General features: G+C 63.5%; 20 protein-coding genes, 1 tRNA gene and 1 pseudogene. 13 read left to right on the forward strand and 9 right to left on the reverse strand.

The genetic code is table 11. From position 1 onward, the window contains the following. The first annotated feature begins 3 nt into the window (after positions 1–3). The 9 genes from EA462_RS15505 to EA462_RS15545 are packed head-to-tail and all read left to right on the forward strand — an operon-like array spanning position 4 to position 8,447. Positions 4–1,041 carry a monovalent cation/H+ antiporter subunit E gene (locus EA462_RS15505; protein ID WP_124179487.1) on the forward strand — a complete coding sequence of 346 codons (1,038 nt, stop codon included), beginning with the start codon at positions 4–6 and terminating at the stop codon, positions 1,039–1,041. Continuing rightward, positions 1,038–1,325 carry a cation:proton antiporter gene (locus EA462_RS15510; protein WP_124179488.1) on the forward strand — a complete coding sequence of 96 codons (288 nt, stop codon included), beginning with the start codon at positions 1,038–1,040 and terminating at the stop codon, positions 1,323–1,325. The genes EA462_RS15505 and EA462_RS15510 overlap by 4 nt, the downstream gene beginning before the upstream one ends. Then, positions 1,322–1,672, forward strand: coding sequence for a monovalent cation/H(+) antiporter subunit G (gene mnhG, locus EA462_RS15515; protein ID WP_124179489.1), 351 nt, complete (start codon positions 1,322–1,324; stop codon positions 1,670–1,672). The genes EA462_RS15510 and mnhG overlap by 4 nt, the downstream gene beginning before the upstream one ends. Next, the gene (locus EA462_RS15520; protein WP_124179490.1) at positions 1,669–2,220 is read left to right on the forward strand and encodes a DUF4040 domain-containing protein; all 552 of its coding nucleotides are present in this window, start codon (positions 1,669–1,671) and stop codon (positions 2,218–2,220) included. The genes mnhG and EA462_RS15520 overlap by 4 nt, the downstream gene beginning before the upstream one ends. Continuing rightward, positions 2,220–2,717, forward strand: a complete 498-nt coding sequence (locus EA462_RS15525) for an MnhB domain-containing protein (protein WP_124179491.1) — start codon at positions 2,220–2,222, stop codon at positions 2,715–2,717. The genes EA462_RS15520 and EA462_RS15525 overlap by 1 nt, the downstream gene beginning before the upstream one ends. Beyond that, entirely contained in the window at positions 2,710–3,093 is a 384-nt protein-coding gene (locus EA462_RS15530; RefSeq protein WP_124179492.1) for a cation:proton antiporter subunit C, read from the forward strand. The genes EA462_RS15525 and EA462_RS15530 overlap by 8 nt, the downstream gene beginning before the upstream one ends. After that, complete coding sequence (locus EA462_RS15535) at positions 3,086–4,624, forward strand: proton-conducting transporter transmembrane domain-containing protein (RefSeq protein WP_124179493.1); 1,539 nt, start codon at positions 3,086–3,088, stop codon at positions 4,622–4,624. Before EA462_RS15530 ends, EA462_RS15535 begins: the two co-directional genes overlap by 8 nt. Further along, positions 4,621–6,618 (forward strand): proton-conducting transporter transmembrane domain-containing protein, encoded by a 1,998-nt coding sequence (locus EA462_RS15540; protein ID WP_124179494.1) that lies wholly within the window; start codon positions 4,621–4,623, stop codon positions 6,616–6,618. The genes EA462_RS15535 and EA462_RS15540 overlap by 4 nt, the downstream gene beginning before the upstream one ends. Further along, a complete protein-coding gene (locus EA462_RS15545; protein WP_124179495.1) occupies positions 6,615–8,447 on the forward strand; it encodes a Na(+)/H(+) antiporter subunit D in 1,833 nt (610 codons plus the stop codon). Before EA462_RS15540 ends, EA462_RS15545 begins: the two co-directional genes overlap by 4 nt. 204 nt (positions 8,448–8,651) lie before the next feature. Here EA462_RS15545 and EA462_RS15550 read toward each other — a convergent pair whose 3' ends face one another. The 3 genes from EA462_RS15550 to EA462_RS15560 all read right to left on the reverse strand — a co-directional run bounded on the left by EA462_RS15550 (position 8,652) and on the right by EA462_RS15560 (position 11,041). Then, positions 8,652–9,338, reverse strand: a complete 687-nt coding sequence (locus EA462_RS15550) for a YqjF family protein (protein ID WP_243641441.1) — start codon at positions 9,336–9,338, stop codon at positions 8,652–8,654. Between the two features lie 58 nt (positions 9,339–9,396). Further along, complete coding sequence (locus EA462_RS15555; RefSeq protein ID WP_124179496.1) at positions 9,397–10,020, reverse strand: RAD55 family ATPase; 624 nt, start codon at positions 10,018–10,020, stop codon at positions 9,397–9,399. 169 nt (positions 10,021–10,189) lie between these two features. After that, entirely contained in the window at positions 10,190–11,041 is an 852-nt protein-coding gene (locus EA462_RS15560; protein WP_124179497.1) for a geranylgeranylglycerol-phosphate geranylgeranyltransferase, read from the reverse strand. Between the two features lie 124 nt (positions 11,042–11,165). On the opposite strand from EA462_RS15560, the gene EA462_RS15565 reads away from it, so the two are divergent. Continuing rightward, positions 11,166–11,238, forward strand: a tRNA-Gln gene (locus EA462_RS15565). A 236-nt stretch (positions 11,239–11,474) separates the two neighbouring features. Here the strand turns inward: EA462_RS15565 and EA462_RS15570 are convergent. Both EA462_RS15570 and EA462_RS15575 read right to left on the reverse strand, forming a co-directional pair. Next, positions 11,475–11,744 (reverse strand): hypothetical protein, encoded by a 270-nt coding sequence (locus EA462_RS15570; RefSeq protein ID WP_341538908.1) that lies wholly within the window; start codon positions 11,742–11,744, stop codon positions 11,475–11,477. Positions 11,745–12,009: 265 nt separating this feature from the next. Beyond that, positions 12,010–12,621, reverse strand: coding sequence for a hypothetical protein (locus EA462_RS15575; protein WP_124179499.1), 612 nt, complete (start codon positions 12,619–12,621; stop codon positions 12,010–12,012). Between the two features lie 298 nt (positions 12,622–12,919). Here EA462_RS15575 and EA462_RS15580 point away from each other — a divergent pair. Further along, a pseudogene (locus EA462_RS15580) lies at positions 12,920–13,680 on the forward strand (FAD-dependent oxidoreductase). 40 nt (positions 13,681–13,720) lie between these two features. Here the strand turns inward: EA462_RS15580 and EA462_RS15585 are convergent. The 4 genes from EA462_RS15585 to ribH all read right to left on the reverse strand — a co-directional run bounded on the left by EA462_RS15585 (position 13,721) and on the right by ribH (position 17,098). Then, positions 13,721–14,428: a metallophosphoesterase gene (locus tag EA462_RS15585; protein WP_124179538.1), complete on the reverse strand. Its 708-nt coding sequence runs from the start codon at positions 14,426–14,428 to the stop codon at positions 13,721–13,723. 2 nt (positions 14,429–14,430) lie between these two features. Beyond that, the gene (gene artA, locus EA462_RS15590; RefSeq protein ID WP_124179500.1) at positions 14,431–15,444 is read right to left on the reverse strand and encodes an archaeosortase A; all 1,014 of its coding nucleotides are present in this window, start codon (positions 15,442–15,444) and stop codon (positions 14,431–14,433) included. 83 nt (positions 15,445–15,527) lie between these two features. After that, positions 15,528–16,676, reverse strand: a complete 1,149-nt coding sequence (locus EA462_RS15595) for a pyridoxal phosphate-dependent aminotransferase (protein WP_124179501.1) — start codon at positions 16,674–16,676, stop codon at positions 15,528–15,530. Next, positions 16,673–17,098, reverse strand: a complete 426-nt coding sequence (gene ribH, locus EA462_RS15600; protein WP_124179502.1) for a 6,7-dimethyl-8-ribityllumazine synthase — start codon at positions 17,096–17,098, stop codon at positions 16,673–16,675. Before ribH ends, EA462_RS15595 begins: the two co-directional genes overlap by 4 nt. Before the next feature lie 140 nt (positions 17,099–17,238). Here ribH and EA462_RS15605 point away from each other — a divergent pair, with 140 nt between their 5' ends. Next, complete coding sequence (locus EA462_RS15605) at positions 17,239–18,465, forward strand: 5-(carboxyamino)imidazole ribonucleotide synthase (RefSeq protein ID WP_124179503.1); 1,227 nt, start codon at positions 17,239–17,241, stop codon at positions 18,463–18,465. Positions 18,466–18,522: 57 nt separating this feature from the next. Continuing rightward, complete coding sequence (locus EA462_RS15610) at positions 18,523–19,161, forward strand: AIR carboxylase family protein (RefSeq protein WP_124179504.1); 639 nt, start codon at positions 18,523–18,525, stop codon at positions 19,159–19,161. Positions 19,162–19,179: the final 18 nt, after the last annotated feature.

A 19,179-nucleotide genomic window follows, 5' to 3' on the forward strand; every position in this document is an offset into this window, starting at 1 on the left:
ACTGTGACGGCTAACCGAGTGCTCGTACCGCTTTCGGATACGGTGACCGTTCGCCAGACGATCGGCTACGCCGTTCGGACCGGACTCGGATCCGACGATCCACTCGAGGTCCACCTCGTCGTCGCGCTTCCCTACGACACCGACGTTCCGGAGGGCGACGTGCAGATCGAAGAGGCGAGACAGTTACTCTCGCGGGCCAGACGGTGGCTCGAAGAGGATACGGGCGGCGCGGATATCACGGTCGAAACCGCCGTCATCGGCGACGACGAGTACCTGTTCGGTCCGAGGGATTACGCGGACACGTTCGGGGAGTACGCCGACGACCACGGCATCGATCTGCTCGTTCTCGATCCCGAGTACCAGCCCGGCGTGACGTCGTCGATACTCCAGCCACTGGAGCGCGAACTCGAGGCGGTCGGGCTCAGCTACGACGAAGCGGCCGTCGAACGACCCGCTCGTCACGAACGGCTCGTCGGTGAGGGAACCGAACGCTTCGATCGGTACTTCGCGCTGTTTTGGATCTCCTACGGATTCTATCTCGTGTTGGGCGATCCGACCTACTGGTTCGACCTCGTCACCGGCGCGGCCGTCGCCGGTATCGTCTCCCTCTCGCTGGCCAACGTAACGTTCTCCTTTCCGCTCGGACGGCTCGAGTCGCCGTTGCGGACGATCCGCTTTGGGATGTACGTGCCCTATCTCGTCTGGGAGATCGTCAAGGCGAATATCGCGATTTCGTACGTCATTTTGCGCCCGTCGATGCCGATCGAGCCCACGGTGACGCGCGTCAACACCCGCGTCAGGAGCGGCCTCCCACTGCTCGCACTGGCCAACAGCATCACCCTCACGCCGGGAACGCTTACGGTCCGAGCCAACGACCAGCGCCTGATCGTTCACACGCTGATTCCGTCGGCCCGCGAGGATCTCTTCGACGGCGCGCTTGAGCGAGCCGTTCGATTCGTGTTCAACGGTCGCGAATCGGCCGCGATCCCCACGCCACGAGAGCGCGGGGATACGGAGATCATCGGGGGTGACGAACTGTGATTCCCGCCGGAATCTCGATCGAGGAAATCTTCCTGCTCGCGGCCGCCCTGTTCGTCGTACTCGCGATCATGATGTTTTATCGGGCGGTGGCCGGGCCGACGACGCAGGACCGACTGCTCGCGGTCAACGTCCTCGGGACGAACACGGTCGTCATCCTCGCACTGCTCGCCGCAGGACTCGGGGAGCCGTGGTTCCTCGACGTCGCGTTGATCTACGCCCTGCTCAACTTCCTGATGGCGGTCGCCATCTCGAAGTTCACCGTCGAGCGAGGTGGTGTCCTGTGATCGAGAGCATCCGTTTTTGGGCCATCGTCGTCCTCGTGGTCGCCGGACTGTTCTTTACGTTCGTCTCGGCGGTGGGCGTTATCCGGCTCCCGGACATCTACGCCCGCGCCCACACCGCCTCCCAGACCGACACTCTCGGTGCGGGTCTTGCACTCGCAGCCGTCGCGATCGCACTCGGCTGGCAGCACGCCACCGTTTACACGGTGTTGTTGCTGTTTTTCGTGTTCATCACGAACCCCACTGCGGCACACGCGATCGCTCGATCCGCCGCCGAGACCGGGATCGAACCGGTGACCGGCGACTCGAGTCCCGAGGAGGACCCTGACGAGGAGGGTGAGACGTCGTGAGCGCCATCGCGTACACGCTCGTGATCTTCATCCTCTTGACGGCGCTCGCGACGGCGCTGTTTCGGGACGTCCTCTCTGCGATCGTCGTCTTCGGAGCTTACAGCCTGGGGATGGCGATCCTCTATACGTACTTGCTCGCACCCGACGTCGCGATGACCGAGGCGGCGATCGGTGCCGGCGTGACGACGATCCTGTTACTGTTGACGATCGCGCGCACGTCTCGACCGCCGACCGACCGGCTCTTCGAGCGACTCGACGTACCGGCCGTCGCCGTCTCCGGTGCCTTCGTGCTCGTCCTGATCGTCGGGCTCCTTCCGGAGATGTACGCCGTCGGTGATCCGGACGCGCCAATCTGGGGCTGGGACGGACTGTCCGAAACGCCCTCGCTGTACTACGTCCAGAACACGTTTGCAGACACCGGCGCTCAAAACGCCGTGAGCGCGGTGCTCGCCTCCTACCGAGGGTTCGACACGTTCGGAGAGGCTGTGGTCGTCTTCGCCGCCGGCGTTGCCGTTCTCCTCGTCCTGAAACGGGAGGTGTTCACCTAATGTCTCGCACCGATTCCTACGACGACACCTACACCGAAAGTCAGGTGATCATGACCTCCGTCAAGATCATCGCACCGTTTACGCTCACCTACGGTATGTTCATGAGCCTACATGGGGCCGATACGCCCGGCGGGAGCTTCCAGGGCGGTGCGATCATCGGCGTCACCGTTCTCATGCTCGCGTTCGCGTTCGGGATCGAACCCACCCGACGGTGGCTGAAGAACTCCTTCGTCGTCGGCCTCGTCACCGGCGGCGTCACGATCTTCATCGCGACCGGTCTCGCCACGATAGCGCTCGGCGGGAACTTCCTCGAGTACGATGCGTTCGTCGACGCGTTCGGTATCGCACACTACTGGGGGATGGAAGCGATCGAGGTCGGCGGCGTCGCGTTGATCGTCGCCGGCGTCGTCATCACCCTCTTTTTCGCGACGGCCGCGGGCTTTACGCCCGAACGCCGGAGCGATGAGCGCCTCGAGGGGGTGAGCGACGATGATTGAGGGGGCACTCGACGTGCTGGCGACGCGTTACGCCTACGCCCTGATGTTCGTCCTCATGGGTATCGGGATGTACATGATGATCGCAAACGAGAACCTCGTCAAGAAGCTGATCGGAGTCAACCTCTTCCAGACCGCGATCTTCCTGTTTTTCGTCGCGGTCGCGTACGTCGAGGGCGGGCAGGCACCGATCGTTCCGGACGATCCGGTCCCCGGCGAACTGGCGATGGCGAGTCCGTTACCCCACGTCATCGTCCTGACCGCCATCGTCGTCGGAATCGCGTTGACCGCCGTCGGACTCGCATTGATCGTCCGTATCTACGCGGAGTACGGGACGCTTCGAGAGGATACGCTCCGGGAGGTGCGTGCCGATGAGTAGCCTCGCCGAGTTGCTGCCGGCCCTGCTGATCGCCGCGCCGATCTTGCTGGCCACCGTACCGATCGTACTCGGGCTTCGATTCGACCGGACCGGTTGGTCCGTCGCCGCGATCACCACGACCGCACTGTTCGCCGCGACGGTGTACCTCGCGGGCGCGGTCTACGAAACTGGCCAGGTCGTTCACGTCCTCGGCAACTGGGGAGCAGAACAGGGCCAACAGGGGATCGGTATCGAACTCGTCGCGGACGAGTTCTCCGTGCTGATCGCCCTCCTCGTGACCGCCGTCGCTGCGGGCGTACTCGCGTACACTCGCGTCGGCGGCCCGCGCGGAAACACCTTCTACGCCGGTTATCTCCTGCTCGTCGGGGGACTGCTCGGCCTCTCGATGACCGGCGACGTCTTCAACATGTTCGTCTTCCTCGAGATCGTCGGGCTCGCGACCTACGCCATGATCGCGAGCGGGGACGGTCCGGAGTCCGCGGTGGCGGCGCTCAAGTACCTGATTCTCGGAACCGTCGGCGCGTCGATGTACCTGATCGGCGTCGGCCTCCTCTTTATGGCCACCGGGGCGTTGAACATCGAGGTTCTCGGGCGAGTCGTCCCCGAAGTTGCCGCGGCCGGTGGTGGCGATCTGACGCTGCTTCGTGGCGCGTTCGCCTTCATCTTCGTCGGCTTCGCTCTCAAGGTCGCCCAGTGGCCGTTACACACCTGGCAGCCCGACGCCTACCAGCACGCACCCGACGGCGTCACGCCGGTGATCGCGGCACTCGTCTCGACCGTCTCCGCCTACGCGCTCGGCCGGATCATGTACAACGTTTTCGGCCCCGAATTCCTCGTTGCCACGCCGTATCTGACCGAAATCGTCGTCACGGTCGGCGCGATCAGCGTTCTCGTCGGGAGCGGACTCGCCGTGATCCAGCGCGACGTCAAACGGATGTTCGCGTACTCTTCTGTGTCCCAGTTCGGGCTCGTCGTCGCCGCCTATGGACTCGTCACGCAGACGGCGTTCGTCGGCGCGGTTATCCACCTGATCGGCCACGGCGTGATGAAGGCCGGACTGTTCATCGCGGCCGGAATCGTTGCACTCGGCTACGGCGCACGAACCGTCGACGAATACGCCGATCTCGCGTCAAATAGACCGGTCGTCGCCGCCTCGACCGGGGTCTTGCTCATCGCATTGATCGGCATCCCACCGTCCGTCGGATTCATCGGCAAGTGGTACATCGCCGTCGGCGCGGTCGAAGCCGAGGTTTGGCCCGTCGCAATCGTCATCTTCCTCAGCACCATGTTGACGCTCGCCTACGCCGCTCGGCTACTCGAGAAGATGTACTTCACACCGGCATCGGTCGTCGAGTCGCCCCATTCCTCGGAATCGGTCGCCGCCGACGGCGGTGAGCGACTCGAACTGGTCTCGATCGGAATGCTCGGCATCCTCGTCGTCCTCACGCTGTCGGCCGTTCTTCTCGGATTCGCCGGTGGGGCGTTCTTCGAGTGGCTCGAGCCGTTTACCACGGAGGTGTTTACCGAATGACCGAAGAATCCATCTTACCGCTGGCCGCCGTCCTCGTTTCGGCGGTTGCGATGTTCTTGATCGTCGCGTCGTATCACCATCCGAACGTTCGCGAGGGCTGGTCCGTCCTTGCGGCACTCACCAAGTTCGGAATCGTCGTGAGTATGCTGCCCGGCGTGATGGACGGTACCGTCTACGAGTGGAGTCTCGCGGACTCCCTCGGGGTTGAGTTCCTCGCTGGGATCGACTTCGTCCTGCGCGCCGATCCCCTCGGCATGCTGTTTGCGATGCTCGCGAGTTTCCTCTGGATCTTTACGTCGTTCTACGCGGCGGGATACATGCGCGGGCTGGACGAACACGCACAGACCCGATTTTTCGCCTCTTTTGCGGCCAGCCTCTCGACGGCTCTCGGCATCGCGTTTGCCGGGAACCTGGTCACGATCTTCATCTTCTATGAGCTACTGAGCCTCGTGACCTATCCGCTGGTCGCTCACAACGAAGACGACGAGGCCCGCATCGCCGGCCGAAAGTACCTCGCGTACACCTTCTTCGGCGGCGGCGTCTTCTTGCTCGCCGGGACCGTCCTCGTCTACTGGCTCACCAGTAACGTCGACGCGGCCGGCGAGGCCCACCTCGCGTTCGAAACCGGCGGCATCGAGATGCTCGCCGAGGCGGCTGCCGCCGAACCCGTCTTCGCACAGGCAGCCTTCTTCCTCCTGATCGCTGGCTTCGGCGTCAAGGCCGCGGTGATGCCGCTTCACTCCTGGCTCGCAGATGCGATGGTCGCGCCGACGCCCGTTTCCGGGCTGCTTCACGCCGTTGCGGTCGTGAAATCCGGCGCGTTCGGCGTCGCACGGGTGATACTCGAGGTGTTCGGACCCGGGCTCATCCACGACCTGCCGCTTTCCGTGCCGGGCGTCGGGGAGGTCGGATTGAACGTTCCGGTCGCGATACTCGCCGCCTTCACGCTCACCGCGGCGAGCATCATCGCCCTTCGCAAGGACCACTTGAAGCGCCGGCTGGCGTTCTCGACGACGGCGCAGCTGTCGTACATCGTCCTCGGACTGTCGCTGCTTCACCCCTACGCCATCCTCGGGGCGCTGTTTCACATTCCCGCCCACGCGTTCGGAAAGCTCACGCTGTTCTTCTGTGCGGGGGCCGTCCACGTCGAGACCCACACCGACTACGTCAGCGAGATGGCCGGCATCGGCAAACGCATGCCGCTGACGATGTCCGCCTTCGCCATCGGCGCGGCGGGGATGGCCGGCATGCCGCTGATCGCCGGTTTCGTCAGCAAGTTCTACATGCTGATCGGCTCCGGCACCGTCGGCGGCGGCTACTGGATCTTCGCCGCCGCGCTGATCGTCTCCGGCGTTCTCAACATCGCCTACCTCTGGCCGGTCGTCTACACCGCGTTCTTCGAGAGCGAGGAGCGCCACGACGCCAAGCCGCTGCTCGAGTTCCCGCCGGGCGGAAAGCGGGAGTCGTACGTCGCCGACGACGCGGTCGCGACGGACGGCGGGAACCCAACCGACGAGGACGACGACGAACGCGCTCCGGGCGGACAGCCCCGTCCCGCGGACGACGACGAGGGCGAGACGGAAGCGAAAGGGGCCGGTACGCCACTCGAAACCGACGAGACCGACGGCGATGTCGACGAATCCGACGACTTCGAGTACGCCGTCGATCAGTATCCGAGCGATGCCGACGTTCCCGCTCGGTCGGGCGCACACGGTGACCACGCCGACGATCATCACGATCACGGTGACCACCATCACGGCGGACCGCCGGCCGGCGGCTGGGAGCGCCGGTCGCCGTTCGCGGAGAGCACCTGGCTCATGATCGTTCCGATCGCCGTCATCGCGACGGGCGCGGTCACGCTCGGCGTCGTTCCCGACTACGCCGTCTTCCTCGAACTCGTGATCTACATCGTCGAGGGCGTCTTCGGCGTCGACTCCTTCGACGAACTGGGCGGCCTCTCGCTGGCCGAGGCTATGGAGGTGATCGACGAATGATCGAACCTGACCTGCTAACGTACGCCTACCCGCCGCTGCTCGTCTTCGCGGCGGCGCTGCTCGTGCTCGTCCTTCCGCGGGCGCTCGGCTTCGCGGCCGCCGCGGTGAGCCTCGCCTCCGTCGTCGCCGTTGCGCTGTTCGCACCCGACGGAGCCCACCTCACGACGACGTTCCTCGGCTTTGCCGACATTCAGCCGTTCTACGTCGACGAGTTCACCCGAATGGTCGGCGGCGGCCTCGCGTTTCTCGGCACCTTCGGCGTGATCTACGCCTACTCGAGCGACGCGTCGCGGGTGATGGCTGCGTTCGCGCTCGCCTACGTCGCCTCGGCGCTGGGCGCGGCCTTTGCGGGCGACTGGCTCGTTATGGTGTTCATGTGGGAGATCATGGCCCTGACGAGCACGCTGTTAGTCTGGCACCACGGCGGCGACGCGGTGCGGGCGGGCTACCGGTATGCCATCGCCCACGGTATCGGCGGCAGCCTGGTGCTGTTCGCGGTGATCGCCCAGTATGCCGCCACCGGCTCGTTCGCGATGGTCACCGAGGCCGGGGAGACGGTCGGGATGGCCGACGGCCTGCCGCTGTTGCTCGCCGTGCTCGGCATCGGCGTCAACGTCGCGTTCGTCGGCTTTCACACCTGGCTGCCCGACACCTACCCGCGACCGCACTTCGCCGCGTCGGTATTCCTCGCGGCCTTTACGACGAAGACGAGCGCGTACGTGCTTTACCGGGCGATTCCGGACGGTCACCTGTTCCTCGCGTACATGGGCGGTGCGATGGCCGTCTACGGCGTCGTCTTCGCGTTGCTCCAACACGACATGCGCGCGCTGTTGTCCTATCACATCCAGGCCCAGCTCGGCTACATGGTCGCCGGGATCGGGATCGGCAGCGCCATCGGCGTCGCCGGCGCGATGGGGCACCTGTTCAACAACGTACTGTACAAGAGCCTGCTGTTCATGGCCGTCGGAGTCGTCATCTACCGGACCGGCGAGAACGACCTCTACAAGCTCGGCGGGCTCTGGCGCGAGATGCCGCTGACCGCGATCGCGTTCGCCATCGGCGCGCTCTCGATCACCGCCGTCCCCGGTTTCAGCGGCTTCATCAGCAAGGGAATGGTGCTCGACGCTGCCGATCCGGGCTACTACGGCGCACCCGAGTACCAGGCGCTGTACTGGCTGCTGTTTATCGGCGCGATCGGAACGTTCCTCTCGTTCATCAAACTCGGCTACTACGTCTTCCTCCACGGACCCGCCGAGTACACGGTTACCGACGCGAAAACCGGTCAGACGGTGGCGATGTTCTCCGTCGGCGGTGTCTGCGTCCTGCTCGGACTCCCGGCGATCGGCTGGCCGATCTTTGCCGACCTGCTGCCGCTGATCGATGGCGTCACGGTGACGGAGATGGACACGTCGCTCAATCCTTACAGCGCCGGCCACCTGACCGACGCTGCAATCTTGGTCGTCGTCTCCGTCGTCGGATTCAAGCTCATCCGCAAGCCGCTTTCGAAGCTCGACTACTCCGATCCGGCGCTGATCGTCAACCCGGCGTCGTACTACGTCGGGCGCACCTCGATGTTCGCGGTCACTGAACTCTACGCAGCCGTCGACAACGCCGTCGTCGGCTCCGTCAAACGCTGTTACTGGATCGGGAACAATCCGGCGCTGGCGGTCGACGAGGCCGCCCGGCGCGTCCCCGGACTCGAGGTCGAGCAACGCCAGCCGGCCGACGGTGGTCGACCGTCGACGATCCACCTTCGAGCGAGTATCGGCACGACCGTCCTGCTGTTGGCGATCGTCCTGACGATCGTTCTCTGGTTGCTCGTCCTGTAGTCGACCCCATCCATTCGAATGCTGTCGACCGTCGAGGTCGATTCTGGTTGCGGCCCGATAGTATAAGTGAAGTCGATGACGACTCGACCCCGTCGGACCATCTCGCGAACGTGACTGTACTCGCATCTTCCCGTACCCGGCCGTACCCCTCGAGTCCCCCGCCGACCGATCGGTGAGACTCGAGGGTCGTTCTCCTCGAGCGAGTTACGCTCGCTCGCTCCGCGAGGTGGTTACGTCGAGACCAGGGCTGTAGTGGTAGACCGGATCTGCGGCTGGCCGTTCGAATCCGTGTGCCGATAGCAGGGTGTTCGTCTCGATTTCGGCCTCGGCCGGATACAGTGTCCACGGCTCGTGGTCGACGTCCGTGTACCGAATCGAACCGTCCTGGGCCTGCGTGTAGAACCGATACCGTTCGACGAGGAACTCCCCGAGCGGATCGTCGGGTGCCGAGAACGGCTCGCCACTCGGTCGATACGTCCCCTCGTAGCACGCCGGTCGCGCTCCGGGATGACGACGCCGGCTCTTGAATCGTATCCGATCATCCTCCGGGCTCAACGAGATCCGCGCGTAGTAGTAGGGGAGGTGATAGAAGAGACGTGCCCCGATTACGCTCGAGACGCCCTGTGCGTCGAGACTGAAAAAGTACACGCTGGGGACGCCACCGCGAGTGACGTACGTCCTGAGGTTGAGTTCTGGCAGCCGGATGCCGAACGACCGTGGCACTCCGGTCGGGCGAACGGCGACGTTCGTGAACGGAACGACGGAAAGCCACGCCGAACCGTCGTGCTCCTCGAGTTCCAGCGCATCGGGGACGTGGGGACTCACCACGTCGGGATCGACCGGCCAGTTCTCGAACAGGAGGTGTCGCCACCCCATCGTCAACGGGACCATACGAACACGTGGAGAGTCAGCCAGAAATTTCTTCGTTCGATTCCCAGGCGCGCGTCTATCAGGACGGAATGCCTGCCGTCGTGATCTCGGGCCCGTCGGTTCCCTCTCGTACGTCGACAACGCCGTCGAAGAGCTGTTTGAGCGTGTTCATCGTCTGTTCGTCGTGTGCGGTCGAATCGATGATGTACACGCCCAGCGCGTTTGCGCTCTGAATTCGACCGGTAAAGACGTGAAGGAACCGAAACACGGTCTGGAGATCGGAGTACATCAACAGCGTCGACACCGAGTGGAGGAGGATTCGGTTTTCGGTGCACTCCCGTCGTTCGTAGAACTTCTCGAGGAACTTGGAGAGTTTGATCCCGATCCCGGTCATGTCTATCGGAGACGAGGCGTACTTGACACGAGCGTCATCGTCAACCGTCCCGATTCCGCGCTGTTTCGTTACGCAATCGACGATACCGACGTCGGAACCTTCGTCTTCGGTAGCCGCCGAGAACTCGTCGAGAACCTTGTCGGCGCTGTCTTTGGTCGTGACGATGATCGAACCATCACCGCGGTCAGCACCGCTCCTGAGGATTTCGAAACCAATCTGTCGTTTCCCAGTCATCGGTGGGCCCGCGATAAGGACGTTCGATCCGGGGTCGATCTCGGCACCCGGGACGACATCTGCGAGATCATACATGCGAAGTATTCACATCCGTCTACAGTGCGGTGGCGACCACCACTGACAGTACTGCTGTTTCTGACGTCTGTTAAGGAAATGTCGCATGCTGTTTATAGTACTTTTGATTACAGCCTAGTTAAATTTGGTAATACAGACCGACTCGCCGGGCAGAAGGTGTGTTTTGACACTACAGTACACTCACTCCGACCGCGGCGCGGCCGATGATAAACGCGAGCGCCGCAAGAAACATTCCGTACTTGAGTCGAGACTGGGCGGCGGTCGGATCGTCGAAGCTCGTGATCACCGCAGACAGCATGACCGCGTCTGCGGGAATGACGACGAGCAGGTACGCGATACCGAAGTCCTCGTGCAGGTAGGGAATCGGGCTCGCCAGTACGGCGACGACGAGCAACGCGGTGGCGACCTGTAGTGCTCGTCGTTCGCCGATCGCGATCGGCAGCGTGTTCAGTCCCTGCTCGCGGTCGCCTTCGATATCTTCGACGTCTTTGATGATCTCCCTGGTCAGGGTGGCGAGGGCGGCGAGCACGAAGAGAACGATCGACGGACCGATTTCACCGACCGCCGCGCCGCCGAAGAGGAACGTACTCCCGACGAGGTACGCGACGAGTGCGTTTCCGAGCCCGGGTAATCCCTTGAAGAACTCGGTGTAAGCGATCAGGGCAACGAGATTGACGGCTGCGATGGCGACCGCAAGCCAGGGAAGCGTAAGCGCGACCGCAACGGCAGCGACGAAGAGCACGATGCTGAACCCGAGTGCGCTGCCAGGGCTTACGGCCCCCCGTGGAATCGCCCGGTTGGGCTGATTGATCCGATCTATCTCTCGGTCGAAGTAGTCGTTGATCGCGTTTCCAGCACCGACCGCCAGTCCGGTCGCCGCGACAGCAGCTCCGACCTCGAGTGGAACGTCGGTCACGCCGCCGGCGACGAACGCACCGATAAACGTCAGCATGCTCGCCGCGATCACGTTCACCGGCCGCATCAACTCGAGCAAACCGCGGATCGTCTCGGCGGCTGTCATCGAACGGGAGTCTTCAGCGAGAGTGGTTAAACGGTCCGATCCACACCTCGAGACCGCCTCGTCGTCCGACAGCCAAACAATAACTCATAAGCCGCTCTGTTGCCAATCCGCAACTGGCGAGTTCAGTCCCGTGGTGTAGTGGCCAATCATCTAAGCCTTTGGAGCTTAGGACGGCGGTTCGAATCCGCCCGGGACTATCCTGCTGCGAACATCGTCGTGAGCAGCAGGTGTCCTCGCGAATTCGGGCCCAGAGGACGAGAGAACTCGAGTCCTCGCGGTTCGAATCCGCCCGGGACTATTCTTCGACGAACGAACGTAAGGAGCGAATAGCTCCGCGGATTCGAGCCCAGAAAGCACGAGTCCGCAGGAGGAGATACCCCGTCGGGACGGGGAGTACTGGCCGATATCCCAGAACGGTCCCTTCCGATACGAGTTAGGCCGCGACGATACTTATCAATGAAGTTCCGGACACCAACAGGAGGACGTTGTTGATCACGAATACTCCATAGATGACCGCTAACGCTGCGACGAATCGAATATCGATCGGATCCGGGAGATAGCCACCCATGAGAACGATGATCGCGGCGTAACAGAGCGCTGCAAGGATCACGCCGAGGAACCCGAACGAGCCGAAAAACAGGTTCGTGATCGGATTGAGTTCGGTCGCGTACGGGACGGCAAAGAGGAACATCGTCGCAACCATGTCTGTGAACCACACTACCAGAAACGCGAGACGTATCTGTCGTGATTTCGGGGCCGAAAATCGGATCTCGGAGGTCGTCTGTCTGTTCATGGAGGTGTATACAAAAATGCTCTCTGCGAGCATAGCGATTGACCCTGAGTACGACGGTCGTGCTATCCGTTAGCGTTCCGTCCGGTGTGTCTTTCGTGCGTGTGTTTACCAACGGTTTCGTCGACACCGTCAAAAACTGGAGTCGAGACTCGAGGAGGCACGGAGCGCACTCGTCTCAGATATCGTCGTCACCGATCAGATCATCATCGTCGTCGTCCATCAACCCATCATCGTCATCATCCATCAGATCGTCATCGTCGTCATCCATCAACCCATCATCGTCGTCCATCAACCCATCATCGTCATCATCCATCAGATCGTCATCGTCGTCATCCATCAACCCATCATCGTCGTCCATCAACCCATCATCGTCATCGTCGCCCATCAACCCGTCGTCATCATCCATCAACCCATCATCGTCGTCACCGATCAGATCGTCATCATCGCCCATCTCCGTCCGACGATCGGTTCCGCCGGCTGTATCGGTCGCTCCGGTATCCACGTCGGACCGTCCACCGGTCGTTCCGGCGCTGGAGCCGGTTCCCGAGAGGTCGGTCTCGAGCCGGATTTCGTCGTCGGTCACGCGAGCGACGGACTCTTCTTGAAGCGGGTAAGCGTCCTCAGCGGTCCCGCCCCACCCGAGTTTCGCCTTGATCGTGTCCGCGATTCCGGGATTCGGCTCGACGTGTGCGGTGCCGTGTTCGACCCCTGCAACGATTCCGACTTCCTCTCCGTCCGCGTTCACGACCGTCTTTCCGACGTCGTCGTCGGTGAATTGTGAAGCCATTGCATTAAGCTACAGCACAAATGCGACCAAGACGGTGGTGCTTGCGGTGGCTTGCGGGATGGTGCCAGACCAGCACAAACCGCTTCCCGACGCGGACCGTACCCCGCCGACTCCGGAACATCGCTCAAAGAGGATCGGAGCGGTCGAACCGGACTCGAGCCGATCGTTCGACCGCCGAGTCGGGACTGTCGCCGATCGATCACCGAACGATCGTCTCGGATTTCGCGCTCGCATTACTGCTCGACGCCGAACGCGGTTAGGTCTACTCTTTATGTGGGCCCTCGGTCGAGTATCGCGCATGCAGTCGTCCCCGCGAATCATCGTCGTCGGCGGCGGATTGGCCGGTCTCGTCACGGCGCGTCACCTGGCCGGTGGTGGCGTCGACGTCACTCTGTACGAGCAGTGTGAGACCGTCGGCGGACGTGTTCGAACTCGCGAACGAAACGGGTACCTGTTCGATCGCGGTTTTCAGGTTCTGTTCACCGGCTACCCCGCCGTCCGTCGTGAACTCGATTTCGAGGGGCTCGAGCTTCGCCGGTTTACTCCGGGGGCGACGATCGCTCGGCCGGGCCGGCGGTCGACTCGAATCCGACCGATGGCAGGGGGTGTGTGACCCAGTACTACGGGTTGCCGGAACGTCAGGTACCCGAACTCGGAGCCCGTCTGCTCGTGAATGCGGACGAAACGGGACCGAATCACGTCGTTCCCCACAGTGCGGTCGCACCGAGGTACGCGCCGGACGGTATGGCGTTGCTCAGTGCGACCTATCTCGGCACGAGAGCGCAAACGGACGCGGAACTGGCAACGGAAACGGTTCGGGCGCTCGAGTCGTGGTATCCCGAGCGGCGGTTCGACGACGTAGAGCGCCTTCACACCGATCGAATCCCGTTCGCTCAGTTCGACCAGCCACCCGGTATTCACGACGAACTGCCGAACGTTCGTGCTCCCGACGGGTCGGTCTATCTCGCCGGCGAGTACACCCAGTGGTCGTCGATTCAGGGTGCGATGGAGAGCGGTCGAGTGGCGGCGAAGGCCGTTCTCGACGACCTCTCGGCGTAATCGAGCCGAGTCGTCGATCGCTCGTGGAGACGTTCGACTATCACAGGAGATCGCGACACCGTCCCAGCGGTGGAAACCACAGGGTGTCCCCGTTCGAGTCGTCCCACACCGCCGGATGGAACGCGTCCGCGTCGGAGATCAGCGGCGACTGGAAGTCTCGAGATCGCATCCGGTTGATCGTCGCACCCGCTGCCGTCCGCGTGAACGCGGGGAGAACGAGTACGTCCGAGCCCTCGTGGGCGTTCGGGCCGTAGAGCGCGCAGGGAAGTTTACGTCCCTCGACGGATAGCGCTGGATGATCGTGACCGATGACGTATCGTTTCGCGTCTTCGTCCGGCGGTTCGTGGCCGTGACAGACCACCGTTTCGTCGTCCGCGAGCCGATACTCCCGCGTCGTCTCTCCGTGGAAGACGTCGGCCAGCATGGTGTCGTGGTTTCCGGGCGTGACGACGAGTGACGCGCCGGCGTCGTCGATCACGGACACGAGGGCGACCACGTCTCGCTCGACGCCCCGCGGAACGGTGTCAAAGGAGTGAAGCAGATCGCCGGCGACGACGACCGTCGATGGATCGGTTCGATCCAGAAGCGACGCCAGCCGATCACGGACGTCCCCACCGTCATCGATCGGAGCGTCGATGCTCGAGGCGGCGGCTCGTCCGAGATGGATGTCTGCGACGATCAGCGAATCAGCGGTGGGGACGAAGACGGCACGTTCCTCGATCGAGAACGGGAGATCGACCGTCGCCACGGTCACTGGTCCGTCTCCGAGCCGCCGTCGGCGCGCACCCCGTCGGTCGTCATCGCTTCGAAGAGATCGTACTCGTTTCCGGTCAGGACGAACAGAACCTCCTCCAGGGGCTCGAGTACTTCGGGAACGATCCTGACCACGAGGTACGTGATCGCTACGAGCGCGACGATCGAAAGCGATTGTGCGATGTAGTTGTGAGCGACGAGAAACGAGACTCGCTCGGGCTGGGCACCCGTATAGGTCGTCATGAACGAGACGAGCCAGTCCTGCTGGAACCAGCCCCAGGGTGATGCGAGGCCGATGAAGACGTTTCGGACGAGGTTGAGAAGCCAGATGACTCCGACGGCGAGTGCGATACCTGCGACTTTTCGTTTCAGGGGTGCTTTCACCGCAGCGATCAGGCCGGAGAAGATCGCCATGCTTCCGATTCCGGTACAGGCGAGGACGATGTACGTCGTTCGTCCGGTAACCGTCTCGTCGGGGTCGAAGTCGAAGCGACTCTGGTGGCCGTTTGCCCCCTCGTTGATTCCGGGGCTGTGGCCCAGTAGTTCCATTCCGACGTGTGTCTGGGCGGCGGTCGTCTCGATCAGCCACTGGCGGACGAACGGGATCATCTCCGCGGGGAGGTAGATCAACCCCATTATCGCGACGGCCTTCGAGAGCACGAAAAGCGACTCCCGTCCGGCATAGAGGAGGTAGCCGGCGTACGCACAGAGGGGTAACGCTGCCATCGAAAGGACCGTCTGGAGCGGGCTCTGGGCGTCGTAATAGTAGTACGGCGCCATCGTCAGCCAGAAGACGCCGAAGACGAGCCAGGCACCCGACGCGATCAGCCGTGCAGGCTCGCGAACGTCACGCCACTGGAGAACGATTGCGACGAAGAACGCGCCGATCGCGAGCCACGCGAGCGCGTCCGTCAACGACAGCCCCAGCGTGGCCGGGGCGAGCGCTGACGCCGTCGAGAACTCGAGAGCGACGGACGGATCCACACCGGCCGTGGCTGGTGAGGGCGGCATAGTCAGACTAACGGATGGACTCTCTGGCTATCAACTTGACGACTCGGTCCGTTTCCGACGGACGGGACCGATTCCCGGTCGTCCTAGAGATATCCTTCGGCGACCAGCCGCTCGATTCCCTCCTCGAGTCGCTCTTCGCTCGCGGCATACGAGATTCGCGCGTAGCCGGGCGTGCCGAAGGCGCTTCCGGGAACCGTCGCGACGTGAGCGTCCTCGATGGCACCCTCACACCAGGCCTGATCGTCGTCCCCGACGGGGAGCATCATGTAGAACGCGCCGTCGGGAACGGCGACGTCGACGCCGTGGTCCGCGAGCAGGTCGACGACCAGGTCGCGGCGTCCCTCGAAGGCCTCGACCATCTCGGCGACGGCCTCGTCGGTGTTCTCGAGCGCCTCGATCCCGGCGTGCTGGACGAAGTTCACGGCAGAAGAGACCGAGTGGCTGTGGAGTTTGCCGGCCTGGTCGATCAGCTCCGATGGGCCGGCGAAGTAACCGAGTCGCCAGCCGGTCATCGAGTAGGCCTTCGAGAAGCCGTTGACCGTCACCGTTCGGTCGGCCATCCCGTCGAGCGTTCCCAGACTCGTCGGTTCGACGCCGTAGGTGATCTCCTTGTAGATCTCGTCGGAGATGACGGTGACGTCGTGTTCGACCGCCAGATCGCGGACGCCCTCTAGCGCGGCGTCGGAGTAGACGGCACCCGTCGGGTTCGACGGCGAGTTGACGATCAACAGCTCGGTATCGGCGGAGACGGCTTCTTCGAGTTCGTCTCTGGCCGGCTCGAGCTGGAAGTCGTGCGGCGAGAGGTCGACGCGGGAAAGCGAGCCGCCGGCCATCTTCACCATCGCCTCGTAGGAGACCCACGCCGGGTCCAGCAAGACGACCTCGTCGCCGTCCTGGACGAGCGAGCTGACGATCTCGTAGAGCGCTTGCTTCGCGCCGGGCGTGACGATGATCTCGTCGGTGCCGCGGTCGAGGCCGTCGTCGGCCAGCTTCTCCGAGATCGCTTCGCGCAACGCGAGGATCCCCGCGGAGGTCGTGTAGCCGGTGTGGCCTGCGTCCATCGCCTCCTGGCCGGCGTCGACGATATTCCGAGGCGTCGGGAAGTCCGGTTCGCCGACGGAGAGGTCGACGACGTCCGCGCCGTCGGCCTCGAGTTCGGTCGCGAGCGCGGAGATCGCGAGGGTTGCGGACGGTTCGACTCGGGTTACGCGGTCGGTGAATTCCATCGTCATTGGTTGTCTTCGCTGGGTTCTGGAAGTTCCGAAACGAGATCGAGCGCGCCGTCGACGGCTTTCGCCGCGTTTTCGACGCGTTCGCGCGCCTCTGCTGCTGACATTCCGGGACCCGTTACACCCAGGGTAACGGGAGTATCACGCTCGAGGCTGACGTCGGAGAGCCGCTGTGCGGTCGCATCGGAGATCACCTGATCGTGATCGGTGTCGCCGGTGATGACGCTCCCGAGAACGACGACCGCGTCGACGGTCTCGAGTCGGGCGAGTCGGTCCGCCGCGAGGGGGGCGTCGTAGACGCCCGGAACGCGGACCGTCTCGGACACCGACGCTCCCGCGGCGTGTGCCGTCTCGAGGGCCTCATCTTCCATCTGCTCGGTGATCGGCCGATTGAACTCCGCAACTACCAGTCCGAGCGTGGTCATACGGGAGGCGTGGTGTGGGCCGGTAAAAGAGCTACCGTTCTCCCGTCGGAGCGGGGTGTGATACGGATTACTGTAACGATTTACCGGCGCACCCGCCGCCCGGGTCGCGGGTGCGCCGGCAATGATTTACAGTAATCCGTATGGCCGCCCACTGTCGTCGGTTTTGGGAATCCTTAAGCGCGGACACGGACAACCGCCCCGCAATGACCACGCTCGAGACGCCGGGATCGACCGTCGGTGTCGTCGGTGGGGGACAGCTCGGTCGAATGCTCGCGGAGGCTGCGTCGCCACTCGGCGTCGAGATCGTCGTTCTGGATCCGACGCCGGACTGTCCGGCGGCGACGGTCGCCCGCGACCAGATCGTCGCCGACTTCGACGATGGGGGGGGAATTCGACAGCTCGCAGACCGATCCGACGTCCTCACGTTCGAGATCGAACTGGCCGACCAGACCGCCCTCGAGCAGATCGGTGAGGAGACCGGGACGCCGGTGCACCCGAAGCCGTCGACGCTCGAGACCATCCACGACAAGCTCGTTCAAAAGCGCGAACTCGCTGACGCCGCCATTCCGGTTCCACCGTTTCGGGCGGTCGAGGACGCCGAAGACATCCGCGACGCCATCGACGACTACGGCGCACCGGTGATGCTCAAGGCTCGCACGGGCGGCTACGACGGCCGCGGCAACGTTCCCGTCGAGTCGAAAGCCGACGCCGACGCGGCCCTCGAGTCGATTGCGGGCCCCGCGATGGTCGAGTCGTTCGTCGAGTTCGAGCGCGAGGTGTCCGTCATCGCGGTGAAAGGAGACGGCGAAGTCGCGACGTTCCCGCTGGGTGAAAACGTTCACGTCGACGAGATACTGCGAGAGACGATCGTTCCCGCGCGCTCGAGTGAAACCGCGACTGAGCGTGCCTACGAGGTCGCTCGCGACGTCCTCTCCGCGATGGACGGCCGCGGCGTCTACGGTATCGAACTCTTCGAAACGCCGGACGGGGAGATCCTGCTCAACGAGATCGCTCCCCGACCGCACAACTCGGGTCACTGGACGATCGAAGGAGCGCAGAGCTCGCAGTTCGAACAGCACGTTCGGGCCGTCCTCGGCTGGCCGCTCGGTTCGACCGAACTCCGCTCGCCGACGGCGCTTGCGAACCTTCTGGCGGACGTCGAGGAGAGCCGAGACGCACAGCTTCGAAACGTCGATCGCGTTCTCGAGACGCCTGGTGCGAACCTCCACTGGTACGGCAAACGGGAGGCGCGACCGGGCCGGAAGATGGGCCACGTGACCGTGTCGGGTCGCGACGAGGGCGCGACCGTCGAGGCGTTGCTCGAGACCGCACGCGAACTCGAGCGCGCGGTGACGTTTCGGTCGTAACGCCCTCGAGAGCGTTTACCGCGAATTAAAGTCGGCCGCCCGACCATCACCACACACATGAGCGACAGCGTCCGCGACCTGATCGATCGGTTGCACCGTGAGGCCGACCAGGACCGTCCACCAGCGGAGACGCCCGACGTGGGAATCGTCATGGGAAGTGACTCGGATCTCGAGACGATGATGACCGGCGGAACGCGTCCCGGTGCGTACGATGCGTTCGTCGACGAACTCGACTTTGCAGAGCAAACGGCGTTCGACGCTCCGCCCGAAGAACGGTTTACCTTCGAGACGTACGTCACGTCCGCTCACCGGACGCCCGACCTGATGACGGCCTACGCCGAGACGGCAGAAGACCGGGGTCTCGAGGTCATCATCGCCGGGGCCGGCGGAAAATCCGCCGATCTGCCGAACATGACGGCGTCGATCGCGTACCCGCTGCCGGTCATCGGCGTCCCGGTTCAGGAGAAGTCAGTCGACAGCGTCATCGGAATGCCGGCCGGCGCGCCGCTCGTCGCGGTCGACGCGGGCAAGTCGTTCAACGCTGCACTCTCCGCGGCACAGATCCTCGCCCGGAGTCACGATGCGGTTCGGGACCGGTTGATCTCGTATCATGACCGGCTTCGCGAGGGCGTCGGTGACGTCTCGCGAGAACTCCACGACGGCGGGATCACTTCGTTTCGAGACCGTGATGGATAAGCGTTCGATCTTGTAAAT

The sequence above is a fragment of the Natrarchaeobius halalkaliphilus genome (assembly GCF_003841485.1).
In the GTDB taxonomy this organism is placed as follows: Archaea; Halobacteriota; Halobacteria; order Halobacteriales; family Natrialbaceae; genus Natrarchaeobius; species Natrarchaeobius halalkaliphilus.

What these genes read in the sequence shown, in the direction of transcription:
- EA462_RS15550 (WP_243641441.1), bottom strand. Translation starts at nt 9,338, where the DNA reads ATGGTCCCGTTGACGATGGGGTGGCGACACCTCCTGTTCGAGAACTGG.
- EA462_RS15575 (WP_124179499.1), bottom strand. Translation starts at nt 12,621, where the DNA reads ATGGCTTCACAATTCACCGACGACGACGTCGGAAAGACGGTCGTGAAC.
- EA462_RS15595 (WP_124179501.1), bottom strand. Translation starts at nt 16,676, where the DNA reads ATGACGATGGAATTCACCGACCGCGTAACCCGAGTCGAACCGTCCGCA.
- EA462_RS15530 (WP_124179492.1), top strand. Translation starts at nt 2,710, where the DNA reads ATGATTGAGGGGGCACTCGACGTGCTGGCGACGCGTTACGCCTACGCC.
- ribH (WP_124179502.1), bottom strand. Translation starts at nt 17,098, where the DNA reads ATGACCACGCTCGGACTGGTAGTTGCGGAGTTCAATCGGCCGATCACC.
- EA462_RS15555 (WP_124179496.1), bottom strand. Translation starts at nt 10,020, where the DNA reads ATGTATGATCTCGCAGATGTCGTCCCGGGTGCCGAGATCGACCCCGGA.
- EA462_RS15605 (WP_124179503.1), top strand. Translation starts at nt 17,239, where the DNA reads ATGGCCGCCCACTGTCGTCGGTTTTGGGAATCCTTAAGCGCGGACACG.
- EA462_RS15525 (WP_124179491.1), top strand. Translation starts at nt 2,220, where the DNA reads ATGTCTCGCACCGATTCCTACGACGACACCTACACCGAAAGTCAGGTG.
- EA462_RS15545 (WP_124179495.1), top strand. Translation starts at nt 6,615, where the DNA reads ATGATCGAACCTGACCTGCTAACGTACGCCTACCCGCCGCTGCTCGTC.
- EA462_RS15540 (WP_124179494.1), top strand. Translation starts at nt 4,621, where the DNA reads ATGACCGAAGAATCCATCTTACCGCTGGCCGCCGTCCTCGTTTCGGCG.
- artA (WP_124179500.1), bottom strand. Translation starts at nt 15,444, where the DNA reads ATGCCGCCCTCACCAGCCACGGCCGGTGTGGATCCGTCCGTCGCTCTC.
- EA462_RS15570 (WP_341538908.1), bottom strand. Translation starts at nt 11,744, where the DNA reads ATGGTTGCGACGATGTTCCTCTTTGCCGTCCCGTACGCGACCGAACTC.
- EA462_RS15610 (WP_124179504.1), top strand. Translation starts at nt 18,523, where the DNA reads ATGAGCGACAGCGTCCGCGACCTGATCGATCGGTTGCACCGTGAGGCC.
- EA462_RS15535 (WP_124179493.1), top strand. Translation starts at nt 3,086, where the DNA reads ATGAGTAGCCTCGCCGAGTTGCTGCCGGCCCTGCTGATCGCCGCGCCG.
- EA462_RS15560 (WP_124179497.1), bottom strand. Translation starts at nt 11,041, where the DNA reads ATGACAGCCGCCGAGACGATCCGCGGTTTGCTCGAGTTGATGCGGCCG.